Source organism: Xanthobacter sediminis (genome assembly GCF_043195015.1).
In the GTDB taxonomy this organism is placed as follows: Bacteria; Pseudomonadota; Alphaproteobacteria; order Rhizobiales; family Xanthobacteraceae; genus Xanthobacter.
The window spans coordinates 256,834-277,138 of sequence record NZ_JBAFWH010000004.1 but is presented as its reverse complement, the minus strand read 5'-3'; the positions used below and the strand labels follow the sequence as shown (position 1 = coordinate 277,138).

At 69.5% G+C, this 20,305-nt stretch carries 15 protein-coding genes and 1 pseudogene; 7 read left to right on the top strand and 9 right to left on the bottom strand.

Features of this window, described 5'->3' with window-relative positions; translation table 11 throughout:
- Positions 1-190: 190 nt before the first annotated feature.
- The 5 genes from V5F61_RS07270 to V5F61_RS07250 form a co-directional block, all read right to left on the bottom strand.
- Positions 191-3,367, bottom strand: coding sequence for an efflux RND transporter permease subunit (locus V5F61_RS07270; protein WP_393988824.1), 3,177 nt, complete (start codon positions 3,365-3,367; stop codon positions 191-193).
- A gap of 12 nt (positions 3,368-3,379) precedes the next feature.
- Positions 3,380-4,621, bottom strand: a complete 1,242-nt coding sequence (locus tag V5F61_RS07265; RefSeq protein WP_393988823.1) for an efflux RND transporter periplasmic adaptor subunit — start codon at positions 4,619-4,621, stop codon at positions 3,380-3,382.
- A 234-nt stretch (positions 4,622-4,855) separates the two neighbouring features.
- Entirely contained in the window at positions 4,856-6,406 is a 1,551-nt protein-coding gene (murJ, locus tag V5F61_RS07260) for a murein biosynthesis integral membrane protein MurJ (RefSeq protein WP_393988822.1), read from the bottom strand.
- A gap of 178 nt (positions 6,407-6,584) precedes the next feature.
- Positions 6,585-7,733: a DegT/DnrJ/EryC1/StrS family aminotransferase gene (locus V5F61_RS07255; protein ID WP_393988821.1), complete on the bottom strand. Its 1,149-nt coding sequence runs from the start codon at positions 7,731-7,733 to the stop codon at positions 6,585-6,587.
- A gap of 49 nt (positions 7,734-7,782) precedes the next feature.
- Positions 7,783-8,763, bottom strand: a complete 981-nt coding sequence (locus V5F61_RS07250; protein WP_393988820.1) for a Gfo/Idh/MocA family oxidoreductase — start codon at positions 8,761-8,763, stop codon at positions 7,783-7,785.
- A gap of 248 nt (positions 8,764-9,011) precedes the next feature.
- Here V5F61_RS07250 and panD point away from each other — a divergent pair, with 248 nt between their 5' ends.
- Entirely contained in the window at positions 9,012-9,467 is a 456-nt protein-coding gene (gene panD, locus V5F61_RS07245; protein ID WP_393988819.1) for an aspartate 1-decarboxylase, read from the top strand.
- Positions 9,468-9,550: 83 nt separating this feature from the next.
- Here panD and V5F61_RS07240 read toward each other — a convergent pair whose 3' ends face one another.
- Positions 9,551-10,243 (bottom strand): outer membrane protein, encoded by a 693-nt coding sequence (locus V5F61_RS07240; RefSeq protein ID WP_393988818.1) that lies wholly within the window; start codon positions 10,241-10,243, stop codon positions 9,551-9,553.
- A gap of 689 nt (positions 10,244-10,932) precedes the next feature.
- Here V5F61_RS07240 and uvrC point away from each other — a divergent pair.
- From uvrC to V5F61_RS07215, 5 genes are all read left to right on the top strand, one after another.
- Positions 10,933-13,197 (top strand): excinuclease ABC subunit UvrC, encoded by a 2,265-nt coding sequence (gene uvrC / locus V5F61_RS07235; RefSeq protein WP_394104022.1) that lies wholly within the window; start codon positions 10,933-10,935, stop codon positions 13,195-13,197.
- Between the two features lie 93 nt (positions 13,198-13,290).
- Positions 13,291-13,923, top strand: coding sequence for a CDP-diacylglycerol--glycerol-3-phosphate 3-phosphatidyltransferase (pgsA, locus tag V5F61_RS07230; RefSeq protein ID WP_393988816.1), 633 nt, complete (start codon positions 13,291-13,293; stop codon positions 13,921-13,923).
- Complete coding sequence (moaD, locus tag V5F61_RS07225) at positions 13,920-14,171, top strand: molybdopterin converting factor subunit 1 (protein ID WP_393988815.1); 252 nt, start codon at positions 13,920-13,922, stop codon at positions 14,169-14,171. The genes pgsA and moaD overlap by 4 nt, the downstream gene beginning before the upstream one ends.
- 3 nt (positions 14,172-14,174) lie before the next feature.
- Entirely contained in the window at positions 14,175-14,681 is a 507-nt protein-coding gene (locus V5F61_RS07220; RefSeq protein WP_393988814.1) for a molybdenum cofactor biosynthesis protein MoaE, read from the top strand.
- A 316-nt stretch (positions 14,682-14,997) separates the two neighbouring features.
- On the top strand, positions 14,998-15,558 hold the full coding sequence (locus tag V5F61_RS07215) for a hypothetical protein (RefSeq protein ID WP_393988813.1): 561 nt from the start codon (positions 14,998-15,000) through the stop codon (positions 15,556-15,558).
- A gap of 281 nt (positions 15,559-15,839) precedes the next feature.
- Here V5F61_RS07215 and V5F61_RS07210 read toward each other — a convergent pair whose 3' ends face one another.
- Complete coding sequence (locus tag V5F61_RS07210; protein ID WP_393988812.1) at positions 15,840-16,088, bottom strand: hypothetical protein; 249 nt, start codon at positions 16,086-16,088, stop codon at positions 15,840-15,842.
- A gap of 526 nt (positions 16,089-16,614) precedes the next feature.
- Here V5F61_RS07210 and V5F61_RS07205 point away from each other — a divergent pair.
- The gene (locus V5F61_RS07205) at positions 16,615-18,036 is read left to right on the top strand and encodes a DHA2 family efflux MFS transporter permease subunit (protein WP_393988952.1); all 1,422 of its coding nucleotides are present in this window, start codon (positions 16,615-16,617) and stop codon (positions 18,034-18,036) included.
- A 127-nt stretch (positions 18,037-18,163) separates the two neighbouring features.
- On the opposite strand, the gene V5F61_RS07200 is transcribed toward V5F61_RS07205, so the two are convergent.
- Together V5F61_RS07200 and V5F61_RS07195 are read right to left on the bottom strand one after the other, a co-directional pair.
- Positions 18,164-18,904 (bottom strand): RlmE family RNA methyltransferase, encoded by a 741-nt coding sequence (locus V5F61_RS07200; RefSeq protein ID WP_393988811.1) that lies wholly within the window; start codon positions 18,902-18,904, stop codon positions 18,164-18,166.
- Positions 18,905-19,074: 170 nt separating this feature from the next.
- Positions 19,075-20,172 (bottom strand): annotated as a pseudogene (locus V5F61_RS07195) (Ppx/GppA phosphatase family protein); the annotation flags it as partial.
- Positions 20,173-20,305 lie beyond the last annotated feature (133 nt).

Genomic DNA, 20,305 nt, shown 5'->3' with positions numbered 1-20,305 from the left:
CTCACCTCCGTCCCCGCGATCACTCCAGGCCATTGAGGATGCGCAGGTCCTCACGCGAACAACATCCGTTTCACTTCAAGACATCCTGGCGCTCATCCCCCCGGCCCGCGCTATCCCCCAGAAAAGCGCCGGGGCCGGCTGCGCCTCGCGCAGCCGGCCCCGGAAGCCAGTTTCGGGAATGTCGCTCCGGTCACTCGGCCGGCGCGGGATGGTGGGGCGGCTCGTGCTTCTCGCGTCGTCCGCCGCGGCTCGCGAGCCAGCGCGCGAATACGTAGAACACCGGCGTGAACACGAGGCCGAACAGCGTGACGCCGATCATGCCCGAGAACACCGCAGTGCCCAGCGCCTGCCGGAGCTCGGCGCCGGCGCCCACCGCCCACACCAGCGGCGCCACGCCGAGGATGAAGGCGAGCGAGGTCATGATGATCGGCCGCAGGCGCAGCCGCGCCGCCTCCACCGCCGCCTCGCGACGGCCGTGGCCGTCATCCTCCAGCTGCTTGGCGAACTCGACGATCAGGATGGCGTTCTTGGCGGCCAGGCCGATCAGCACGATGAAGCCCACCTGGGTGAGGATGTTGTTGTCCATCCCCCGCATGATGACGCCGAGAAGCGCCGCCACCAGGCACATGGGCACGATGAGGATGACCGCCAGCGGCAGGGTCAGGCTCTCATACTGCGCGGCCAGCACCAGGAACACGAACACCACGCCCAGCGCGAAGGCGAAGATGGCGGTGTTGCCCGCCCGCTCCTGCTGGAAGGCGATGCCCGTCCACTCATAGGCGAAGCCCTGGGGCAGGACCTTCTGGGCAAGGCCCTCCATGATCCTCATGGCCTGGCCCTGGGAGTAGCCCGGCGCCGGCGAGCCGTCGAGCTCCGCCGCCGGATAGAGGTTGTAGCGCGGCACGCGGTAGGGGCCGGAAATGTCCCTGACCGTGGTGAAGGAGCCGAGCGGCACCGTATCCCCCGCCTCCGTGCGCACGCGGATGGCCAGCACGTCCTTCGCTTCCATGCGGAACTTCGAGTCGGCCTGCGCCTGCACGCGGAAGGTGCGGCCGAACAGGTTGAAGTCGTTCACATAGGAAGAGCCGATGAAGGTCTGCAGGGCGGTGAAGACGTCGTTGACGTTCACCTTGAGCAGCTGGGCCTTCTCGCGGTCGATGTCGAGGTAGAGCTGGGGGGTGGAGGTCTCGAACAGCGAGTAGACCTGCATCAGCCCCGACGTCTGGGCGGCGGCGCCCATCATGGCGTAGGTGGCGTTGCGCAGGGCCAGCAGCCCGGCGCCGTCGCGATCCTCCACCATCATGCGGAAGCCGCCCGCATTGCCGATGCCCTGCACGGGCGGCGGCTGCACCACGATCATCTGCGCCTCCTGGATGGAGGCCATCTTGCCGAACAGGGTGCGCTGCACCGCTGCAGCCGAGCGGGCGGGATCGCCGCCGCGCTCGGAGAACGGCTCGAGGATGACGAACATGGCGCCGGCGTTGGGCGCGTTGGTGAAGGTCGCACCGGAGAAGCCGACGATGTTCACGATGCGCGCCACGCCCGGCGTGCCGAGCACGAGATCGCCGGCCCTCTTCATCACCTGCTCCGTGCGCGCCATGGACGCGCCGGGCGGCAGCTGCGCCACCACGATGAGGTAGCCGCGGTCCTGCTGCGGGATGAAGCCTTGAGGCGTGGTCGTGAACAGGTAGCCGCCGAAGCCGACGATGCCCGCGTACACGATCAGCACCAGCGCCACCACGCGCACGAGGCGCGACGTCATCCAGGCATAGCCGTTGCCCAGCCCCTCGAACCCGCGGTTGAAGAGGCGGAAGAAGCCGACCAGGGGCCGCGCATACCACGCATGGTGCTCGTGCCCCTCCTTGTGCGGCTTCAAGAGCAGCGCGCACATGGCGGGCGAGAGCGTGAGCGACACCAGCAGCGAGATCAGGGTCGAGCCCGCGATGGTGAGCGCGAACTGCTGGTAGAACGCGCCGGAGATGCCGGTGATGAAGGCCGTGGGCACGAACACCGAGGACAGCACCAGCGAGATGGCCACCAGCGCCCCGCCCACCTCGTCCATGGTCTTGTAGGCGGCGTCCCGCGGCGAGAGGCCCGCCGCGATGTTGCGCTCCACGTTCTCCACCACGACGATGGCGTCATCCACCACGATGCCGATGGCCAGCACCAGGCCGAACAGCGACAGATTGTTCAGCGAGAAGCCGAACATGGCCATGACGAAGAAGGTGCCGATGAGCGAGATCGGGATGGCGAGGATGGGGATGATCGCCGCCCGCCAGGACTGGAGGAACAGGATCACCACCAGCACCACCAGCACGATGGCCTCGCCGATGGTGTGCACCACCGCGTCCACCGACTGCTGAATGAACTCGGTGGGGTTGTAGTAGATGCCGTATTCGACGCCTTCCGGGAAGGTCTGACGGATACGCTTCATCTCCTCCACCAGCGCGTTGCCGGTAGCGAGCGCGTTGGAGCCCGGCCGCTGGAAGATGCCGAGGCCGATGGAGGGATAGCGGTCGAGGAACGTGGTGGAGGCGTAGTCCTGGGCGGTGATCTCCACCCGGCCCACGTCCTTCAGCCGCACCAGCGCCTGCTCGGTCTGCTTGATGACGATGTCGCCGAACTCCTCCGGCGTCGAAAGCCGGCCGAGAGTGCGCACCGCGATCTGGAACGCGTTCTGCTTCGGCACCGGCGGCGCGTTCAGGATGCCCGAGGCCACCTGGACGTTCTGCGCGCGGAGCGCGGCCACCACGTCGTTGGACGTGAGGTTGAGCTGCGAGAGGCGGTCCGGATCGATCCAGATCTGCATGGCGTAGTCGCGCTGGCCGAACACCGTGATGGAGCCGACGCCGTCGATGCGCGAGAGCACGTCCTTGATCTGGATATTGGCGAAGTTGGAGATGAACAGCGGATCGCGCGAGCCATCGGGCGAATAGAGGTTCACCACCAGCAGCATGTCCGGCGAGGACTTGGCCGTCACCACGCCTACCTGCTGCACTTCGGAGGGCAGACGCGGGGTGGCGATGGCGACGCGGTTCTGCACCTGCACCTGGGCGGTGTCGAGGTTCGTGCCGAGATCGAACGTCACCTGGATCGAGAAGCGGCCGTCCGCCGTGGAGTTGGACGAGATGTAGAGCATGTGCTCCACACCGTTGATCTGCTGCTCGATGGGCGCGACCACCGTGTCGGCCACCGTCTCGGCCGAAGCGCCGGGATACTGGCCGGTGACGGTGATCACCGGCGGCGCGATCTCAGGATACTGCGCCACCGGCAGGCGCAGGTAGGACACCGCGCCGAGGATGATGACGATGGTGGAGACCACCGACGCGAAAATCGGCCGGTCGATGAAGAAGTGAGAAAAGCGCATGGAGGGCCTCCCTCACTTCGACGCGGAGGGTTCGGCCGCGCCCTTGGGTGGCTCTGCCTTGGCCGCATCCGGCTTCGGCGCGTCGGCCTTGGGGGCGTCGGTCTTGGGAGCATCGGCGGGCGCGGCGGCCATCTGCGGGTTCACGACGACGCCGGGGCGCACCCGCATCAGGCCGTTCACCACCACCTTGTCCTGCGGGGTGAGCCCTTCGAGGATCACGCGCTGGTCGCCGGCGAGCGAGCCGAGGGTGACGAAGCGCTGGGCAACCTTGTTGTCGGCGCCCACCACATAGACGAACTTCTTCACCTGCTCGGTGCCGATGGCGGCATCCGGCACCACCACCACCTCGTGCGGATCGGACGAGTTGAGGCGCAGGCGCGCGAACATGCCGGGGCGGAACAGGCCGTTAGGATTGGCGAACACCGCGCGACCGCGGATGGTGCCCGTCTCCCGGTCGATCACGTTGTTGAGGAAGTCCATCTTCCCTTCGTGGACGAAGCCCTTGTCGTCGATGAGCTTCAGCGCCACCGGCTCACCCTTGATGTCGGTCTTGCGGCGCTGGATGCGCAGCAGGGCGGCCTCGTCGATGGTGAACTCGAAGCGGATGGGGTCGATGGAGACGATGACCCCGAGCAGGGTCGGCGAGCCGCCGGTGCCGCCGGTCACGTAGTTACCGACGGAAACACGCCGGTCGCCGATCTGGCCCGACACAGGGGCCTTCACCTCGGTGAAGCCGAGATCGAGCTCGGCCTGGCGCACGACCGCTTCCTGCGACTGCACGGTGGCGGCGGCGGTGCGCTCGGCCTGGGTGCGCTGGTCGAACGCCTGCTTGGAGATGGCGTTGGAGTTCTTGTCTTCCAGCAGGGTGCGGGCGCGTTCCAGATCGCCCTTGGCGAAGTCGAGGTTCGCCTTGGCCTGGGCGAGGTTCGCCTGCGCCTGATCCAGCGCGATCTTGAACGGGCGCTGGTCGATGGTGAACAGGAGGTCCCCCTGCTTCACCATCTGGCCGTCGGTGAAGTGGATCTTGTCCAGGTAGCCCGAGACGCGGGCACGCACGTTCACCTCGTCGATGGCGACGAAGCGGCCGACATATTCGTCCTGGTCCGTGACCGTGCGGGTGCCGGGATTGGCGACCGTCACCTGCGGGGCGGGCGGCGGGCCCGACTGCTGGGCGGTGGGCTGCCCGCAGCCCGCGAGCGCAAGGACGAGGGTCGCAGGCACAAAAAGGAACGCTGAGCGCATGACGTGCGTCATCAAATCCGGCTCCTGGCGGATACTCGGGATCCGCGAAATTCCTGGGGCGAGGGGTTCGGCACTTCCCGCAACCGACGAGCCGAAACCGGAATGAGAGGCGTCGAGATAGCACAGACCGCTGCGATGCAAAACGCCTCGAATGTCGAATTCCGCGCCGGCAGCCGCGCTGGGGCACCTCCGCCGGCGGACAGTGACTTAATGGCAACGCCCCGCTGCGGGTGTCGCGGGTGTCGCTCAGGAGAGGGCGGCGGGCATGCGCCGGCCCATGACTCCGGCCAGGAAACGCCGTCCCAGCAGCAGCGCCACCGCCGCCCCGTAGACAGCGGCGCCGACCACCACCACCAGCGCCAGCATCACTTCCTCGCGAGCGGGGAATTGCGATGGCACCAGCCGGTTGGCAGCGAAAGCCGCGCCCCATAGCGCCGCCGACACCACCACCAGCACCACCGCCAGCCGCGCCAGATGCCCCCCGAGCGCGTCATCCCCCAGGGGAAAGCCGCGCCGCCGGGCGAACAGGAGGAGCAGGCCCACGTTGATCCACCCGCCCACCGCCGTGGCGAAGGCGAGACCCACCTGGGCGAAGGTGCCCATGAGCGCGAACTTCAGCGCCACGTTGAGTCCCACGGCGGAGAGCGAGGCGATCATGGGGGTGCGGGTGTCGCCGCGGGCGTGGAAGGGGGCGATGAAGGCGCGCACCACCAGGAAGGCGAGAAGGCCGAAGCCGTAGGCGCGCAGGGTGGCCGCCGCCGCCGCCGCGTCGGCCGCGGTGAAGGCGCCGCGCGCGAACAGGGCGCGCATGGTGAGGTCCGGCACCACCAGCGCCGCCGCCACGAAGGGAATGCCCAGCAGGGCCGCGAGCTCGATGCAGCGGGCCTGGGCATGGGCGGCGCCGGCATCGTCCTGGGCCGCGAGGCGCCGCGCCATCTCCGGCAGCAGCACGGTGCCCACCGCGATGCCCACCACGCCGATGGGAAGCTGGTTGATGCGGTCCGCATAATAGAGCGCCGACAGCGCACCGATGGGCAGGAAGGTGGCGATGATGGTGTCCGCGAACAGCGCGATCTGCACGCCGGCGGAGCCGATGATGGCCGGCCCCAGGGCCTTGAGGAACTGCCGCGTGCCCGAATCCATCCGCGGCCGGCCGAACCGGAGGCCAATGCCGTGCCGCTCGGCGTCGAGCCCCACCCAGAACAGCTGGGCGACGCCGGATACGAGCACCCCCCAGGCCGCCGCGTTGCCGGCGGTGGGGAACAGCGCGGCGGCGAGCAGCGTGCTCACCATGCAGATGTTGAGCAGGATGGGCGAGGCCGCCGCCACCCAGAACCGCTCGGACGCATTGAGCGCACCCGAAACCAGGGTCGCCACCGAGATCAGCGCCAGGTAGGGGAAGGTGATGCGGGTCAGCGTCACCGCCAGGTTGAAGCGCTCGCCATCCTCCGCGAGGCCGGGGGCCAGCAGCCCCACGAACTGGGGCGTGAAGCCGAGCGCCAGCGCCAGCAGCACGGCATGGACCAGCACCATGCCGGTGAGGATCTCGTCCGCGAAGCGTCGTGCCGCCGGCACCCCGTCCTGCTCCCGCAGGCGGGCGTAGGTGGGCACGAAGGCGGCGTTGAAGGCGCCTTCCGCGAAAATGGCGCGGAAGTGATTCGGCAGGCGGAACGCCACCAGGAAGGCATCGGCCACCGGCCCGGCGCCGAGCACGGCGGCCATCACCACGTCGCGGATGAAGCCGGCGATGCGCGAGAGCAGCGTGAAGCCACCAACGGAGAGAATGGAGCGGAACATGGAGGGCGCGCCGTGGAGAATGCGGCGCGGAAGCTAGCCCGCCGCGCCGCCGGACGCCAGCGCCGCGCACCCGCCGCGCGTGATCGGCCCCGGCCTTCGACCGGTGCCGGTCCGGCATCCTTCACCGCCGCCACCGCCACGCGGGCGCGACCGAAGGCCCTCGAGAGGGCCTTCGGGATCAGGCGCCGAGGCCGCGGCGCACCGCGCTGATGACGCGATCCTGCGTCGCCTCGTCCAGATAGGCGTGCATGGGCAGGGAGATGACCTCCTCCGCCAGCGCTTCGCACACGGGCAGGATGGCGCCTGCCGAAGGGTAGTGGCGGTAGGCCGGCTGCAGGTGCATGGGCAGGCGGTAGTAGACCGCCGTAGGCACGCCCTCGGCCTTCAGCGTCTCGGCGAGGCCGTCGCGCACGCCGGGCTGGAGGCGGATGGTGTACTGCGCCCACACGGAGGTGGCGCGCGGGTCCACCACCGGCACGGTGGCCACGTCCTTCAGCAGGGCGTTGTAGCGCCGCGCCACCGTCTCGCGGGCGGCGATCTCGTCCTCGAAGATGGCCAGCTTTTCCAGCAGCACCGCCGCCTGCACGGTGTCGAGCCGGGCGGTCATGCCGATGCGCACGTTCTGGTACTTGTCCACGCCCTGGCCGTGCTCACGCAGGCTTTTCAGGATGGCGACCAGCTCCGCGCTGTCGGTGAAGATGGCGCCGCCGTCCCCGTAGGCGCCGAGCGGCTTGGCGGGGAAGAAGGAGGTGGCGGTGGCATCGCCGATGGAGCCGGTGCGCCTGTTGTTCCAGGTGCCGCCGAAGCCCTGGGCGGTGTCGCACAGCACCTTCAGGCCGTGCTTCTCCGCGATCGGCAGGATGGCGTCATAGTCGGCCGGCTGCCCGAACAGGTCCACCGGAATCACCGCCTTCGGCTGGAGCCCCTGCTCCACGGCGACGGCGATGGCCGCCTCCAGGCTCTCGGGGTCCATGTTGAAGGTGTCTTCCTTCACGTCCACGAACACGGGGGTGGCGCCGACCCAGGGCACCACCTCGGCGGTGGCGCAGAAGGTGAAGGCCGGGCAGAACACGGCGTCGCCGGGCTTCACCCCCCAGGCCATCAGGAGCAGCGCCAGCGCGTCCGTGCCGGAGGAGCAGCTAACCGCGTACTTCGCGCCCGCGAACGCCGCCAGCTTCTCTTCGAGCTCGCCCACCTGCGGCCCGTTGATGAAGCGGCAGGATGCGAGCACCGACTGGACCGCGGCATCGATCTTCGCGCCGATGCGCGCGCGCTGCGCGGCAAGGTCGATGAAGGCGATGGGCGCGGTGGGCACGGGAGACGTCATGTGTGCGAAGTCCTGAAAAGAAAGCCTGAAGAGGGAACCCGGGCAGGCGTCAGCCGATGGCGCGGCGCGGCGCGGATTGCGCGGGCCCGTGCTCGGCGAGGCACGAGATGGCGATCTCCAGGCTCGCCACCCCCTGCTCGCCGGTGACCTCGGGCGCGCGGCCCGCGCGCACGGCGGAGAGGAAGTTCTCGAGCTCGGCGCGCAGCGGCTCGGCATAGGCCACCGGCAGGTGCCGGGTGGAATAGGAGCCGTCCGGCCGGTAGTCGAAATGCTCGGTCACCTGGCGGGTGAGCAGATCGCCGATCACGTACTTCTTGGCGGTGGCCACGTGCACCGTGCGCGCCTTGAAGGGGGTGAGCCAGTTGGTGTTGATGTGGGCAAGCACGCCGGAGGCGGTGCGGAACTGGAGCAGCGCGATATCCTCGCGCTCCGCCAGCGCCGCCGAGGTCTGCGGCTGCACCTCGATGATCTCCGAATCGGTCAGCCAGCGGATCAGGTCGATGTCGTGCACGGCGAGGTCGATCACCACGCCCACGTTCGACATGCGCGGCGGGAAGGGACCGACGCGCGTGAAGGCCACCGAGAGGATGTGCTCGTCGCGGATGGCCTCCTTCACGGCGCGCACCGCCGGATTGAAGCGCTCCACGTGGCCCACCATGAGGGTCACGCCCTTCTGGCGGGCGGCGGCGACGATCTCGCGCCCCTCCTCGGCGGTGGAGGCGATGGGCTTCTCCACCAGCACCGAGCAGCCGGCGCCGATGACGTCGAGGGCCACGGAATGGTGCAGGTGGGTCGGCGCCGCCACCACGATGGCGTCGAGGCCCAGCTCCAGCAGGGCCTGATGGTCGCCCACCGCCTTGCAGCCGAGGAAGCTCGCCACGCGCTCGGCCTGGGCCTGGTCGGGATCCGCCACCGCCACCAGCTCGGCGCCGGGCAGGGCGGAGAGCACGCGGGCGTGGTTGGAACCCATGATGCCGATGCCCGTGACACCGACGCGAAGGGCGCGCTCGGGCGCAGCCGGATGAGCCATGACAGCCCTCATATTTTTGATCACGGTGGCGGCTCCTAGCACGACAACCAAGGAGGAAGCGAGGCAAGGGGCGAAAGTGCGCCGGCCGGGGCGTTCAAGAATTGCGTCCCCGTGTTACCGCAGCGCAGCGCGCAAGGCCGCCCGCGCGCGGCGGCACGGGCCACCGGCCCCTTCCCTCCCGCCCCCGGCGCGATTAAGGGACGCGCCAGGCTTGGTCCCACATTCATTGGAAACGGGGAGGACACCCCATGCGCAAGATCGTCGCCGGCAAGCTTCACGGCATCACCGTCACGGGCGCGGATCTCAACTATCACGGCTCGATCACCCTCGATCCCGACCATTGCGAGGAAGCGGGCATCCTGCCCATGGAGTTCGTGGAGATCTGGAACCGCAATTCGGGCGCGCGAATCTCCACCTACGTCATCCTCGGCGAGCGCGGCTCGCGCTGCTGCGTGCTCAACGGCGCCGCCGCCCGCACCTGCCAGCCCGGCGACGAGGTCATCATCTGCAACTCGGTCTACGTGCCGGAGGCGGAGATCCCCGCCATCCGGCCGCGCGTGCTCACCTTCGACCGGGAGAACCGCGTGACCGGCCGCCTCTCCTACGCGGTGACGCGGGACGCGGACGGGCGCTGGCACTTCTCCATCGAGGACGAGACCGGCGCCGCCCAGCCCATTCCCCTGCGCACCGCCCCGCGCGCCTGAAGCGCGGGAAGCGGGAAAAAGAAGCCTGAAAGAAAAAGGGGGCTTCCCGGCCGGGAAGCCCCCTTTTCCGCGTCTGGCGGCGATCAGAACTTGTAGTTCACGCCGGCCTTGACGGTATTCATGGTGAGGCCCTGGGACGCGGTGTCCGTGTTCAGGTAGCCCAGGTTCTTGTCGCCGAAGTCGAGGTAGAGATACTCGGCCTTGACGGTCCAGTTGTTGGTGAGGGCGTATTCGGCGCCGCCACCGATGGTCCAGCCCCAGCGGGTGCCGTCGGCGGTCACGCCCCACGGGCCGGTGAAGCTGGTGTTGGCCCAGGCCGCGCCGCCCGTGAAGTAGGGCAGGAAGCGGTCGAGCGCGTAGCCCACGCGGCCGCGGATGGTGCCGAAGGTGTCGACGCTGCTGGAGGTGATGGTGGCGGCCAGCGGGCCGCCCACGAGCGTGTTGCTCTGGCCGATGTCGGCGAACTCGAGATCCGCCTCCACGCCCACCACCACATTGTTGGCGAACTGGAAGTTGTAGCCGCCCTGCAGACCGCCGAACACGCCGTTCGAGTTGTCCACGTCGTAATTATAGGTCAGGGCGCCGGTGGTGTAGTCGAACGAGTTGGAGGCCCAGCCCCAGCCGACGTTGCCACCGATGTAGAAGCCGGTCCACGAGAACATCGGGGCGGGCATCACGGCGGCCTTCACGGGATAGCGTGTGGAGAGATCGGCAGCAGACGCCGAGCCGGCCAGAAGAGCGAGGGCGGAGGCACCCAGCAGAACACGCTTCAACATGACTATTACCTTCTTGCTTCAATTCGGCCCGCCCGAAGGCGATCGCCGACCATGGGAGACTTCATACAGACCGCCACCCCGGCCGTCTGTAGCCATCGCGCCACACCAGCCAAATCAAACACGGCCGAGATGTGGCAAAACCTTTCCACTTCCTTACATCAGCCAGAGCACGCTCTGTCAAACAAGGCACCACAGGGGCGAGACCACAGTTGCGCCTTATTCGATGGGACTTTCCATCGTCCCGAAAGCTGAATCGATAGTTGATATCCACGGGCCAAATAGTTTTCCACCGACTCAATTTACCACTACCCCGCGACGCGGAGAGAAGCCGGCACACTCATTTACCCGCGGATACTCAACCACCGTCAGGCTTCCCGGCGGGCAGCAACCCTTTCGGAGACGGGAGCCGCGCCTGCCCGACGGGCGCACTGTGGCAGCACAAACCTGCCCGAATTTTGCCGCGGGCGGATTCCCGCTGCCCATGATGAACGCACGGTAAACGCCTCAATGCTTTGCGATGGCTTCACAATTTCGTATTCGAGCGCTGTCGCGCCGTGCGCGGCGCGGGTCGCAGTGGCCACCATGGTTGACGGCGCCTTAACGGCGCCGGCGCATGCCACCCCGGCACACGCGGGCTTGACCAAAGGCCCATGTCTGTCGCCCGTGAGCCTTTGGTATAAGCTGCGCCCATGACCGGCAGACGCCCCACGGACCCGCCCGAGCTTCAGCTTCCCACCGTCGATGCGCCCGGCGCCGATTCCGCACGGGTGCGCCGCGGCGCACCTGCGCCGAAGGCCCCCATGCCCGGCGCCGACGCGCCCGAGCCGGAGGCGCCGGAGATCGAGGCCCCCGAGGACGCCGACGCGCAGGATCTCCCCGCGTTCTCCCTCGACGATGACGCGGACGCCGAGGCGCCGGCGGAGGCGACCCTCGCCACCGGCCGCGCCGCCATCATCCACGCGGTGAAGCTCGCGCCCATGGGGCCGGGCGTCTACCGCATGCTCGGCGCCGACGGCACCGTGCTCTACGTGGGCAAGGCCAAGAGCATCAGGAAGAGGGTGCTGAGCTACACCCGCCCGGTGGGCCACACCAACCGCATCGCGCGGATGATCGCGGCCACCCATGCCATGGAGTTCGTCTCCACCCGCAGCGAGCCGGAAGCCCTGCTGCTGGAGGCCAATCTCATCAAGCAGCTGAAGCCGCGCTTCAACGTGCTGCTGCGGGACGACAAGTCCTTCCCCTACATCCTCATCACCGCCGACGCCGAGCACAAGGCGCCGCAGATCCTGAAGCATCGCGGCGCGCGCAACCGGCCGGGGGACTATTACGGCCCGTTCGCCAGCGTGTGGGCGGTGGATCGCACCATCAACGCGCTGGAGCGCGCCTTTCTCCTGCGCTCATGCTCCGACAGCTATTTCGAGAATCGCTCGCGCCCCTGCCTGCTCCACCAGATCAAGCGCTGCGCCGCGCCCTGCACCGGCGAGATCGGCGAGAAGGACTACGCCGAGCTGGTGCGGGAGGCGAAGGCCTTCCTCTCCGGCCGCTCGCGCGCCATCAAGGAGGAGCTGGCGAAGGAGATGGAGGCGGCCGCGGAGGCTCTGGAATTCGAGCGCGCCGCGCGCCTGCGCGACCGCCTCGCCGCCCTTTCCGCCGTGCAGGGCACGCAGGGCATCAACCCCCGCTCGGTGGAGGAGGCGGACGTGTTCGCCTGCCACCAGGAGGGCGGGGCCACCTGCATCGAGGTCTTCTTCTTCCGCACCGGCCAGAACTGGGGCAACCGCGCCTATTACCCGCGCGCCGACCGCTCCCTGGACGAGAGCGAGGTGCTCGGCGCCTTCCTCTCCCAGTTCTACGAGGACAAGCCGGCCCCGCGCCTCATCCTGCTCTCCCACAAGGTGGAGGAGCAGGCGCTGCTGGCGGAGGCCCTCTCGGAGAAGGCCGGCTTCAAGGTGGAGATCGCGGCGCCCCAGCGCGGCGAGAAGCGCGACCTCGTGGACCATGCCCTGCAGAATGCCCGCGAGGCTCTCGGCCGCACCCTGGCCGAGACCGCCACCCAGGCGCGGCTGCTGGAGGGGGTGGCCAAGGCCTTCGGCCTGCCCCATCCGCCCCAGCGCATCGAGGTCTACGACAACTCCCACATCATGGGCACCAATGCGGTGGGCGGCATGATCGTGGCGGGACCGGAGGGCTTCCGCAAATCGCAGTACCGCAAGTTCAACATCAAGTCGTCAGATCTCGTGCCCGGCGACGACTTCGGCATGATGCGCGAGGTCCTCACCCGCCGCTTCTCCCGTCTGCTGAAAGAGAACCCGCGCGCAGCGGCGATGCCGCCGGCGGAAGGCGCCCCGGAGGCCGAAGGCCGACTGCCCCAAACCCTGGCCGAAGGCCGACTGCCCCAAACCCTGGCCGAAGGCCGACTGCCCCAAACCCTGGCCGAAGGCCCATTGCCGGAAGCGGAGGCGGAAGGCCCCCTGCCCGACGCCGAGGGCGCCTCGCCCTGGCCCGACCTGGTGCTCATCGACGGCGGCCTCGGCCAGCTCAACGTAGCGCGCGAGGTGGTGGACGCGCTCGGCATCACCCACGTGCCGCTGGTGGGCATCGCCAAGGGGCTCGACCGCGAGGCGGGGCGCGAGCAATTCTTCCTGCCCGGACGCCCGCCGTTCCGCATGGAGCCGCGCGACCCGGTGCTCTATTTCATCCAGCGCCTGCGCGACGAGGCCCACCGCTTCGCCATCGGCTCCCACCGGGCACGGCGCAAGAAGGATATCTCGGAGGCCGGCCTGCAGGCCATCGCCGGCGTCGGGCCCACGCGCAAGCGCGCGCTGCTGCGCCATTTCGGCACGCTGAAGGCCATCGAGCGGGCCGCTCTCGCCGACCTGGAGCAGGTGGACGGAATCAATGCCGCCACCGCCAAGGCGGTCTATGATTATTTTCACGAGCGCCCGTCCGCGTGAGGCGGAAGGCGCACAAGCGGGTTCCCCCTGCGCCCGGCGCGAATTAAAGAAGGGCGATCGCGAACCCCGGACCGCTTCTGCGAAGTGATGAGCATGGCCGACGCTGCAACGCGCACCTCCCCTTCCCCCGCGCCCGGCCGGGGCCATGCCCTGTCCGTGCCGAATCTCCTCACCTATGCGCGCTGCGTGGCGGTGCCGCTGGTGGCGGGATGCCTGTTCTGGTCGGACATCCTGCACGGCGGCATCTGGCTGCGCTGGGTCGCGCTCGCGCTCTACATCGCCGCCGCGATCACCGATTTCTTCGATGGCTACCTCGCCCGCGCCTGGCAGCAGCAGTCGGCCATCGGCCGCATGCTCGACCCGATCGCCGACAAGCTCCTGGTCTCCACCTGCCTGCTGATGCTGGCCTCCGACGGCACCATCCGCGGCTGGTCGCTGTGGGCCGCCATCGTCATCCTCTGCCGCGAGATCCTGGTCTCCGGCCTGCGGGAATTCCTGGCGGAGCTGCGCGTGTCGGTGCCGGTGTCGCGCCTCGCCAAATGGAAAACCACGGTGCAGCTCGTGGCAGTGGGCGTGCTCATCACCGGCACGGCGGGCGAGCAGATCCTGCCCGGCATCGGGCTTGTCGGCCTCACCCTGCTGTGGATCTCGGCCGTGCTCACCCTCTACACCGGCTACGACTATTTCCGTGCGGGGGCACGCCACCTGGTGGAGGACGAGCGGTGAAAATCCTCTACTTCGCCTGGCTGCGCGAGCGGGTGGGCCTGCCCGAGGAAACGCTGGACCCACCGGAGACCGTGCGCACGGTGGCCGACCTCGCCCGCTGGCTGGCGGCGCGGGACGAGGCCCACGCCTCCGCCTTCACCGACCCCGCCGTGGTGCGCGCCGCCCTGGACCGCCGCCACGTGAAGCCGGACACCCCCCTTGCCGGCGCGCGCGAGGTCGCCTTCTTCCCGCCCATGACCGGAGGCTGAGCCATGGCCGCCACAGCGCAGGAAGGCGTCTTCGTGGTGCGGGTGCAGGCCGAGCCCTTCGACGCGGCCGAGGAAGCCGCCCGCCTCTCGGCGGGGCGCACCGATATCGGCGCCGTCGTCACCTTCACCGGCCTGTGCCGCGCGGATGCGGGCGAGGCGCCCCTGGCCGCACTGGTGCTGGAGCATTATCCTGGCATGGCGGAGGAGGAGATCTCCCGCCACCTGGAGGAGGCCCGCCGGCGCTGGCCCCTGGAGGGGGCGGTGATCGTGCACCGCCACGGCCGCATCGTGCCCGGCGCGCCCATCGTGCTGGTGGCCACCGCCTCCGCCCATCGCGGCGCCGCCTTCGCCGCGGCCGAGTTCCTCATGGACTGGCTGAAGACCGATGCCCCCTTCTGGAAGAAGGAGGAGCGCGCCTCCGGCGGCGCCTGGGTGGAGGCCAAGGCGGCCGATGACGCCGCCACCGCCCGCTGGAGCGCTCCGGCCGGGGCAAAGCCCCGCGCGCCATAGGGTAAAGGCCACCGGGCGAGCACCCGCGGGGGCTTCTCCACTGGCTCGGCCGGCTTCGTAAATATCTGGTTAATAACCTGCCCAGATACCTGCCACAACTGATAAAACCAATATTTTACAGCATGTTAAGCCAGTGTCTCGTCATCGCCGCCGCCACCCCCTGGCGCTACCGCACCGGCGCGCAACGGCTGCTGTCTCTTTGAAAATGCTCGACAAGACGGTACAAGAACCTCGGCCAGCCCCAGTCGTCCTGCGCATCCAAGCGAGCAGTGGGCACGGTGGGCTCGACGATGTCCCTGCTGGGTGGAGCTGAGTAATGGAAAACCCGCGCGTATATGTGTACCAGTTCGCCACCGGTGCCCAATGGGCCGCGGGGGACAGCGTGGAGACCTATCTCCGCCGCCTGCTGGACGTGGACTTCATTCAGAATCTGCGCGCCGATCGCCTGGCGGCCCTGAGCTCGTTCCTCGACGAGGCCTTCCAGCTCGCCCATTCCCTGGGCTGGAGCGGCTCTGCCCGCGAGGCGCCGCAGATGTTCTCGCTCCCCGGCATGCCGGTGGACGAGGAGGTCTACATGGTCGCCTGGGAGCAGGAGGACGGCGTGGCCTTCATCGCCTCGCCCTTCCCGCTGCCGTGGCTCGACGCCAAGGCCTCGCGCACCACGGATTCGAGCCGTGCGGTTCCGGTGGGCAATGCCCGCCCGGCGCCGGCCCCGGTGCCCGCAGCCGCCCGCCCGCAGCCCCTGGAAGTGGCCCCGGCCAGCGCCCGGGAGGACGCCCGCGACCCTTTTTCGGATTTCATCCGCCGCGATGAAACCGCGCGCCTGACCCGCGAGCCGGGCCAGGACGAGGAGTCCGGCGGACGTCGCTTCTTCTGAGGCGACGCGGCGCGGGGTCCCCGCGCCAGCACGAATGCGGTGCGGCCATCAGGCCGCCCGCCAAAGAGCCGCATCTGGCGAACACGAGCCAAGGCTGGCGGACGAATCGCACCGCGCTATCGGCCTCTTCGCGCGCCAGCGCGGACTCCCTCACCTGGCCGGGCAGTCCCCCGCCAGCGGCGCCATGCTGACGCGCGAAGGGCGCAGCCCCCAATCACCCCGACCGCACCACCGCCAGCCCCTTGCAGCCTTCGTTGCGGAGGCCGGAAGGCTGCCTCGCCTCAAGGCGTGCCACCGGGTGGAGCCTCGCGGCGGGCCATGGCTTCCAGCATGCGCCTCTGCCAACGATCGTTGCGCTTCATGTGCACCGAAATCACCGCATGGGCCGAGGGCAGCAGCAGGAACGGGGCGAAAAGCAGCCCCAGCAGCACGCACGGCACGATCATGACGAGATTGACCACCGCCGATACCGGCTGGCCGTTCAGCAGCAGCCCGAGCGGCGGCAGCAGCGCTGCAAGAATGTAGATCATCCGCCAGACCCTCCCGCCGCGGCCAACGCGGCCGCTCCTGCGCATATGGGCGGCGCCGGCGCCACCGCAAGCGGCGTCCCGGAGGTCGGGAGCGGGAAACGGGCGGCACCCCCTCAAGATACCATCTTGCGGCGGCTTGACGAATGGCGCGCAGTCGTCGCCCGTCGGCGCCCGCACCTGGTTCAGGAGCCGGGCGGACCTCACCCCGCCATTGCAGCTGCCCCGACGAATGCGGCGATGCCGAAGCCTGCGTCCACCGCGCTCGTGGCGCCACCGATGGTCCGGCCGGCGGCCCGCCGGGCCCGCGCCCTTCGCCGGAGCGGCGCTCTTTCGCCCATCCACCTCGCGGCGCTGCCCGAAACCGCTGGCGCCCACCCCTGCGTAAGCCCTCCCGGTCCACGGCGCATCGCCGGGGCCGCGCACGGAACGCCCGCGCGGGGGTGTGATGGCCGCCCCCTTCATCCCCCGGGCAAACTGGCTTAAGGAGGCGCCACGCCGTCAGGAAGCCCCCGTGCCGCGCCTCACTCTGCCCCCGCAGGTCCTCATCCCGCTGATCGTCGCGTGCGCCCTGTTCATGGAGCAGGTGGACGCCACCGTCATCGCCACCTCGCTGCCCGCCATCGCCGCCGATCTCCACGAGGACCCGGTGGCGCTGAAGCTGGCGCTCACCTCCTACCTGCTGTCGCTGGCGGTGTTCATCCCCGCGAGCGGCTGGGCGGCGGACCGCTACGGCGCGCGCACGGTGTTCCGCTCCGCCATCGTCATCTTCACCCTGGGCTCGGTGCTGTGCGGGCTTGCCACCTCGCTGGGAGACTTCGTGCTCTACCGCATCATCCAGGGCCTCGGCGGGGCCATGATGGTGCCGGTGGGGCGGCTCGTCATCCTGCGCGCGGTGCCGAAATCGGAACTGGTGTCGGCTCTGGCGTGGCTCACCATACCGGCGCTGCTGGGGCCGGTGATCGGCCCCCCGCTCGGCGGCTTCATCACCACCTATTTCGACTGGCGGCTGGTGTTCTTCATCAACGTGCCCATCGGCATCCTCGGCGTATTCCTGGCCACGCGCTTCATCGAGAACGTGCGCGCGGAGGACGTGCCGCCGCTGGACCTGAAAGGATTGGTGCTGTCGGGCATCGGGCTCGCCGGGCTGGTGTTCGGCTTCGCGGTGCTGGGGCAGGAGATCGTTCCACTCTGGATCGTGCTCGGCGTCACCGGCATTGGCGCCCTGTCGCTCGCGGCCTATGTGCACCATGCCCGCCGCACGCCCCACGCGGTGCTGGACCTCCGGCTGATGCGCTACCCCACCTTCCGCGCCTGCGTGGTGGGCGGCTCCCTGTTCCGGGTGGGCATCGGCGCCCTGCCCTTCCTGCTGCCGCTGCTGCTGCAGCTCGTCTACGGCCTCTCGCCCTTCGCCTCCGGGCTCATCACCTTTTCCGCCTCGGCCGGCGCCATCGTCATGAAAGTGACCGCCGCGCGCATCCTCCAGCGGCTCGGCTACAAGCGGGTGCTGACGGTGAATGCACTGCTTTCGTCGGGCTTCATCGCCGCCTACGCTCTGTTCACCAACGAGACGCCTTACTGGCTCATCGTGGCCCTGCTGCTCATCGGCGGCTTCCTGCGCTCGCTCCAGTTCACCGCCCTCAACGCCCTGAGCTACGCCGAGGTGCAGGACCGCGAGATGAGCAGCGCCACCTCCTTCGCCAGCGTGGCGCAGCAGGTCTCGCTCTCCACCGGCGTCGCCCTCGCCGGGCTGGTGCTGGAAATGATGCGCGGCGGCGGGCACGCGGTGCACGTCACGCAGATCGACTTCACCGTGGCGTTCCTGGTGGTGGCGGCGGTGAGCGCGCTCAGCTTCCTCCACTTCATCGTGTTGCCAGGGAACGCCGGCAAGGAGCTCATTGCCAAGCGCAAGGACCTTGCAGACCCGCGCGCCGAGGTGGAACAGCACTGAAGGCTGGCCGGCACGACATGCCGCCCGCGCGCATCAGCGCCGGCACAACCCCGGCAGCCAGACGGACGACAGCGCCCACCGCGCGGGCCTGAGCCACGCTCAGCATGGCACTCTGGTGCGTGTCGCCTCAGCTCTCCGCCGGCTCGTCGTGCGCGGGCGCCTCGTCCTGCCCTTCCGCCGCCCGGCCCCGGAAGCCGGTCGCCAGCACGTAGAGCTCGGCCGAATCAGCGCGGCTGGCGGCCGGCTTCACATGCTTCACGGAGGCGAAATCCCGCTTCAGGTCGGCCAGGAGCGTGCCCTCGGTGCCGCCCTGCAGCACCTTGGCGAGGAAGGCGCCGCCGGGCGCCAGCACCTGGCGGGCGAAATCCGCCGCCAATTCCACCAGCGCCACGATCTTCAGGTGGTCGGTCTTCTTGTGGCCGGTGGCGTTGGCCGCCATGTCGGACATCACGAGGTCCGCCGGCCCGTCCAGCATGGCGAGCAGCCGCGCGGGCGCATCGGGGGCCAGGAAGTCCATCTGCGCGAAAACCACGCCGGGAATGGGCTCCATCTCCAGCAGATCGATGCCCACGATCTTGCCGTGGCCTGCATCGAGGCCGATCTTGCGCGCGGCCACCTGGCTCCAGCCGCCGGGCGCGGCGCCGAGATCGAGGATGCGCATGCCCTTCTTCAGTAGCTTCGCCTTCTCGTCCATCTCGATGAGCTTGAACGCCGCGCGCGAGCGCCAGCCCTCGCGCCGGGCGCGGGCCACATAGGGATCATTGAGCTGGCGCTGCAGCCATTTCTGCGAGGAGGTGGTGCGGCCGCGGGCGGTCTTCACCCGCACCTTGAGGGGACGGCCGTCCGGCCCATGGGTGGGATTGCTCACGGTCGCGCATCCTTCCTGCGGCTGTCGGCCCGCTCCACCGGGGTGGCGCACGCCTTGCTCCCCCTCGACACGCCCTTTGCCGTGCCCTTTCCGCCGTCATTGGAGACACCGTCCGCCCGCTCGCCTTCCGCACAGGACGGCGGAGCCTCCCCGCCGGAGGGGCCGCCGGGCCGGTGCCGGCGCCATACACCGTCGGCCCGCATCAATTGAACCAGCATGCCTTCCCTCAGGCCGCGATCGGCCACGCGGAGGCGCTCGGCCGGGAACACCTCGCGCACCGCCTCCATGATGGCGCAGCCCGCCAGCACCAGGTCCGCCCGCTGGGCGCCGATGCACGGATTGGCCACCCGTTCCTCGAACGACATGCCCATGAGCCGGTCCACCACCTCGCCGATGGAGGTGTCGCTGAGCCAGGTGCCGTCCACGCGGGTACGGTCATAGCGATGAAGGCCGAGGTGGATGCCCGCCACCGTGGTCACCGTGCCGGAGGTGCCGAGCAGGTGCAGGCGCTGGGGCGGGCGGAAGTTCCAGCTCTCGCGCACGCCTTCCAGCATGGTGCGCACCTCCGCCACCATGGCGTGGAACACGTCCGGCGAGACGCGCACGCCGCCGTGGCGCTCGGACAGGGAGACCACCCCCACCGGCAGCGACACCCAGGCACGGATGCGCGCCCGCGGCGGGCCGTCGTCGCCGGCCGAGCGCCGGCCGAGCCAGACCACCTCCGTGGAGCCTCCGCCGATGTCGAACAGCACCGCCCCGTCGCCTCGCGGATCCACCAGGGGCGCGCAGCCGGCGGCGGCGAGCCCCGCCTCGGTGCGGCGGTCCACCACCTCGAGGTCGAGGCCGGTACGGGCCAGCACGCGGGCACAGAAATCGTCGCCGTTGACGGCGGCACGGCACGCCTCGGTGGCGATCACCCGGGCGCGCGTGACGCCCCGCTGGGCCATCTTGGCCGCGCACACCTCCAGCGCGGAAGCCGCCCGCTCCATGGCCGAATCACACAGCCGGCCGGAGGCGGTCAGCCCCTCGCCGAGGCGGACGATGCGGGAAAAGGCATCCACCACGCGAAAGCCGCGCGGCGTCGGCCGGGCCACCAGAAGCCGGCAGTTGTTGGTACCGAGGTCGATGGCGGCATAGACCGAATCATCCGGCGGCCCCTGCCGTTCCGGCATGCGCCGCGCGCGCGAAGGCACAACACCGCGCCTCTCGCTCCCGGATTGGGAAGACGGCTCCGAGCCCGACGCGGACCCGTGCGTCCCGTCCCTCATGTCGATCCCCTCGCCGCAAGGCGGAAAAATGCGCTCCGGCCCGGTGTGCGCATCACACCTCGCCGCGCCTTGACGACAAGTCTAGCAGCGCACGGCGGCGGCGCAATGGCCGCCGGTGCCACCGAGCAACCTC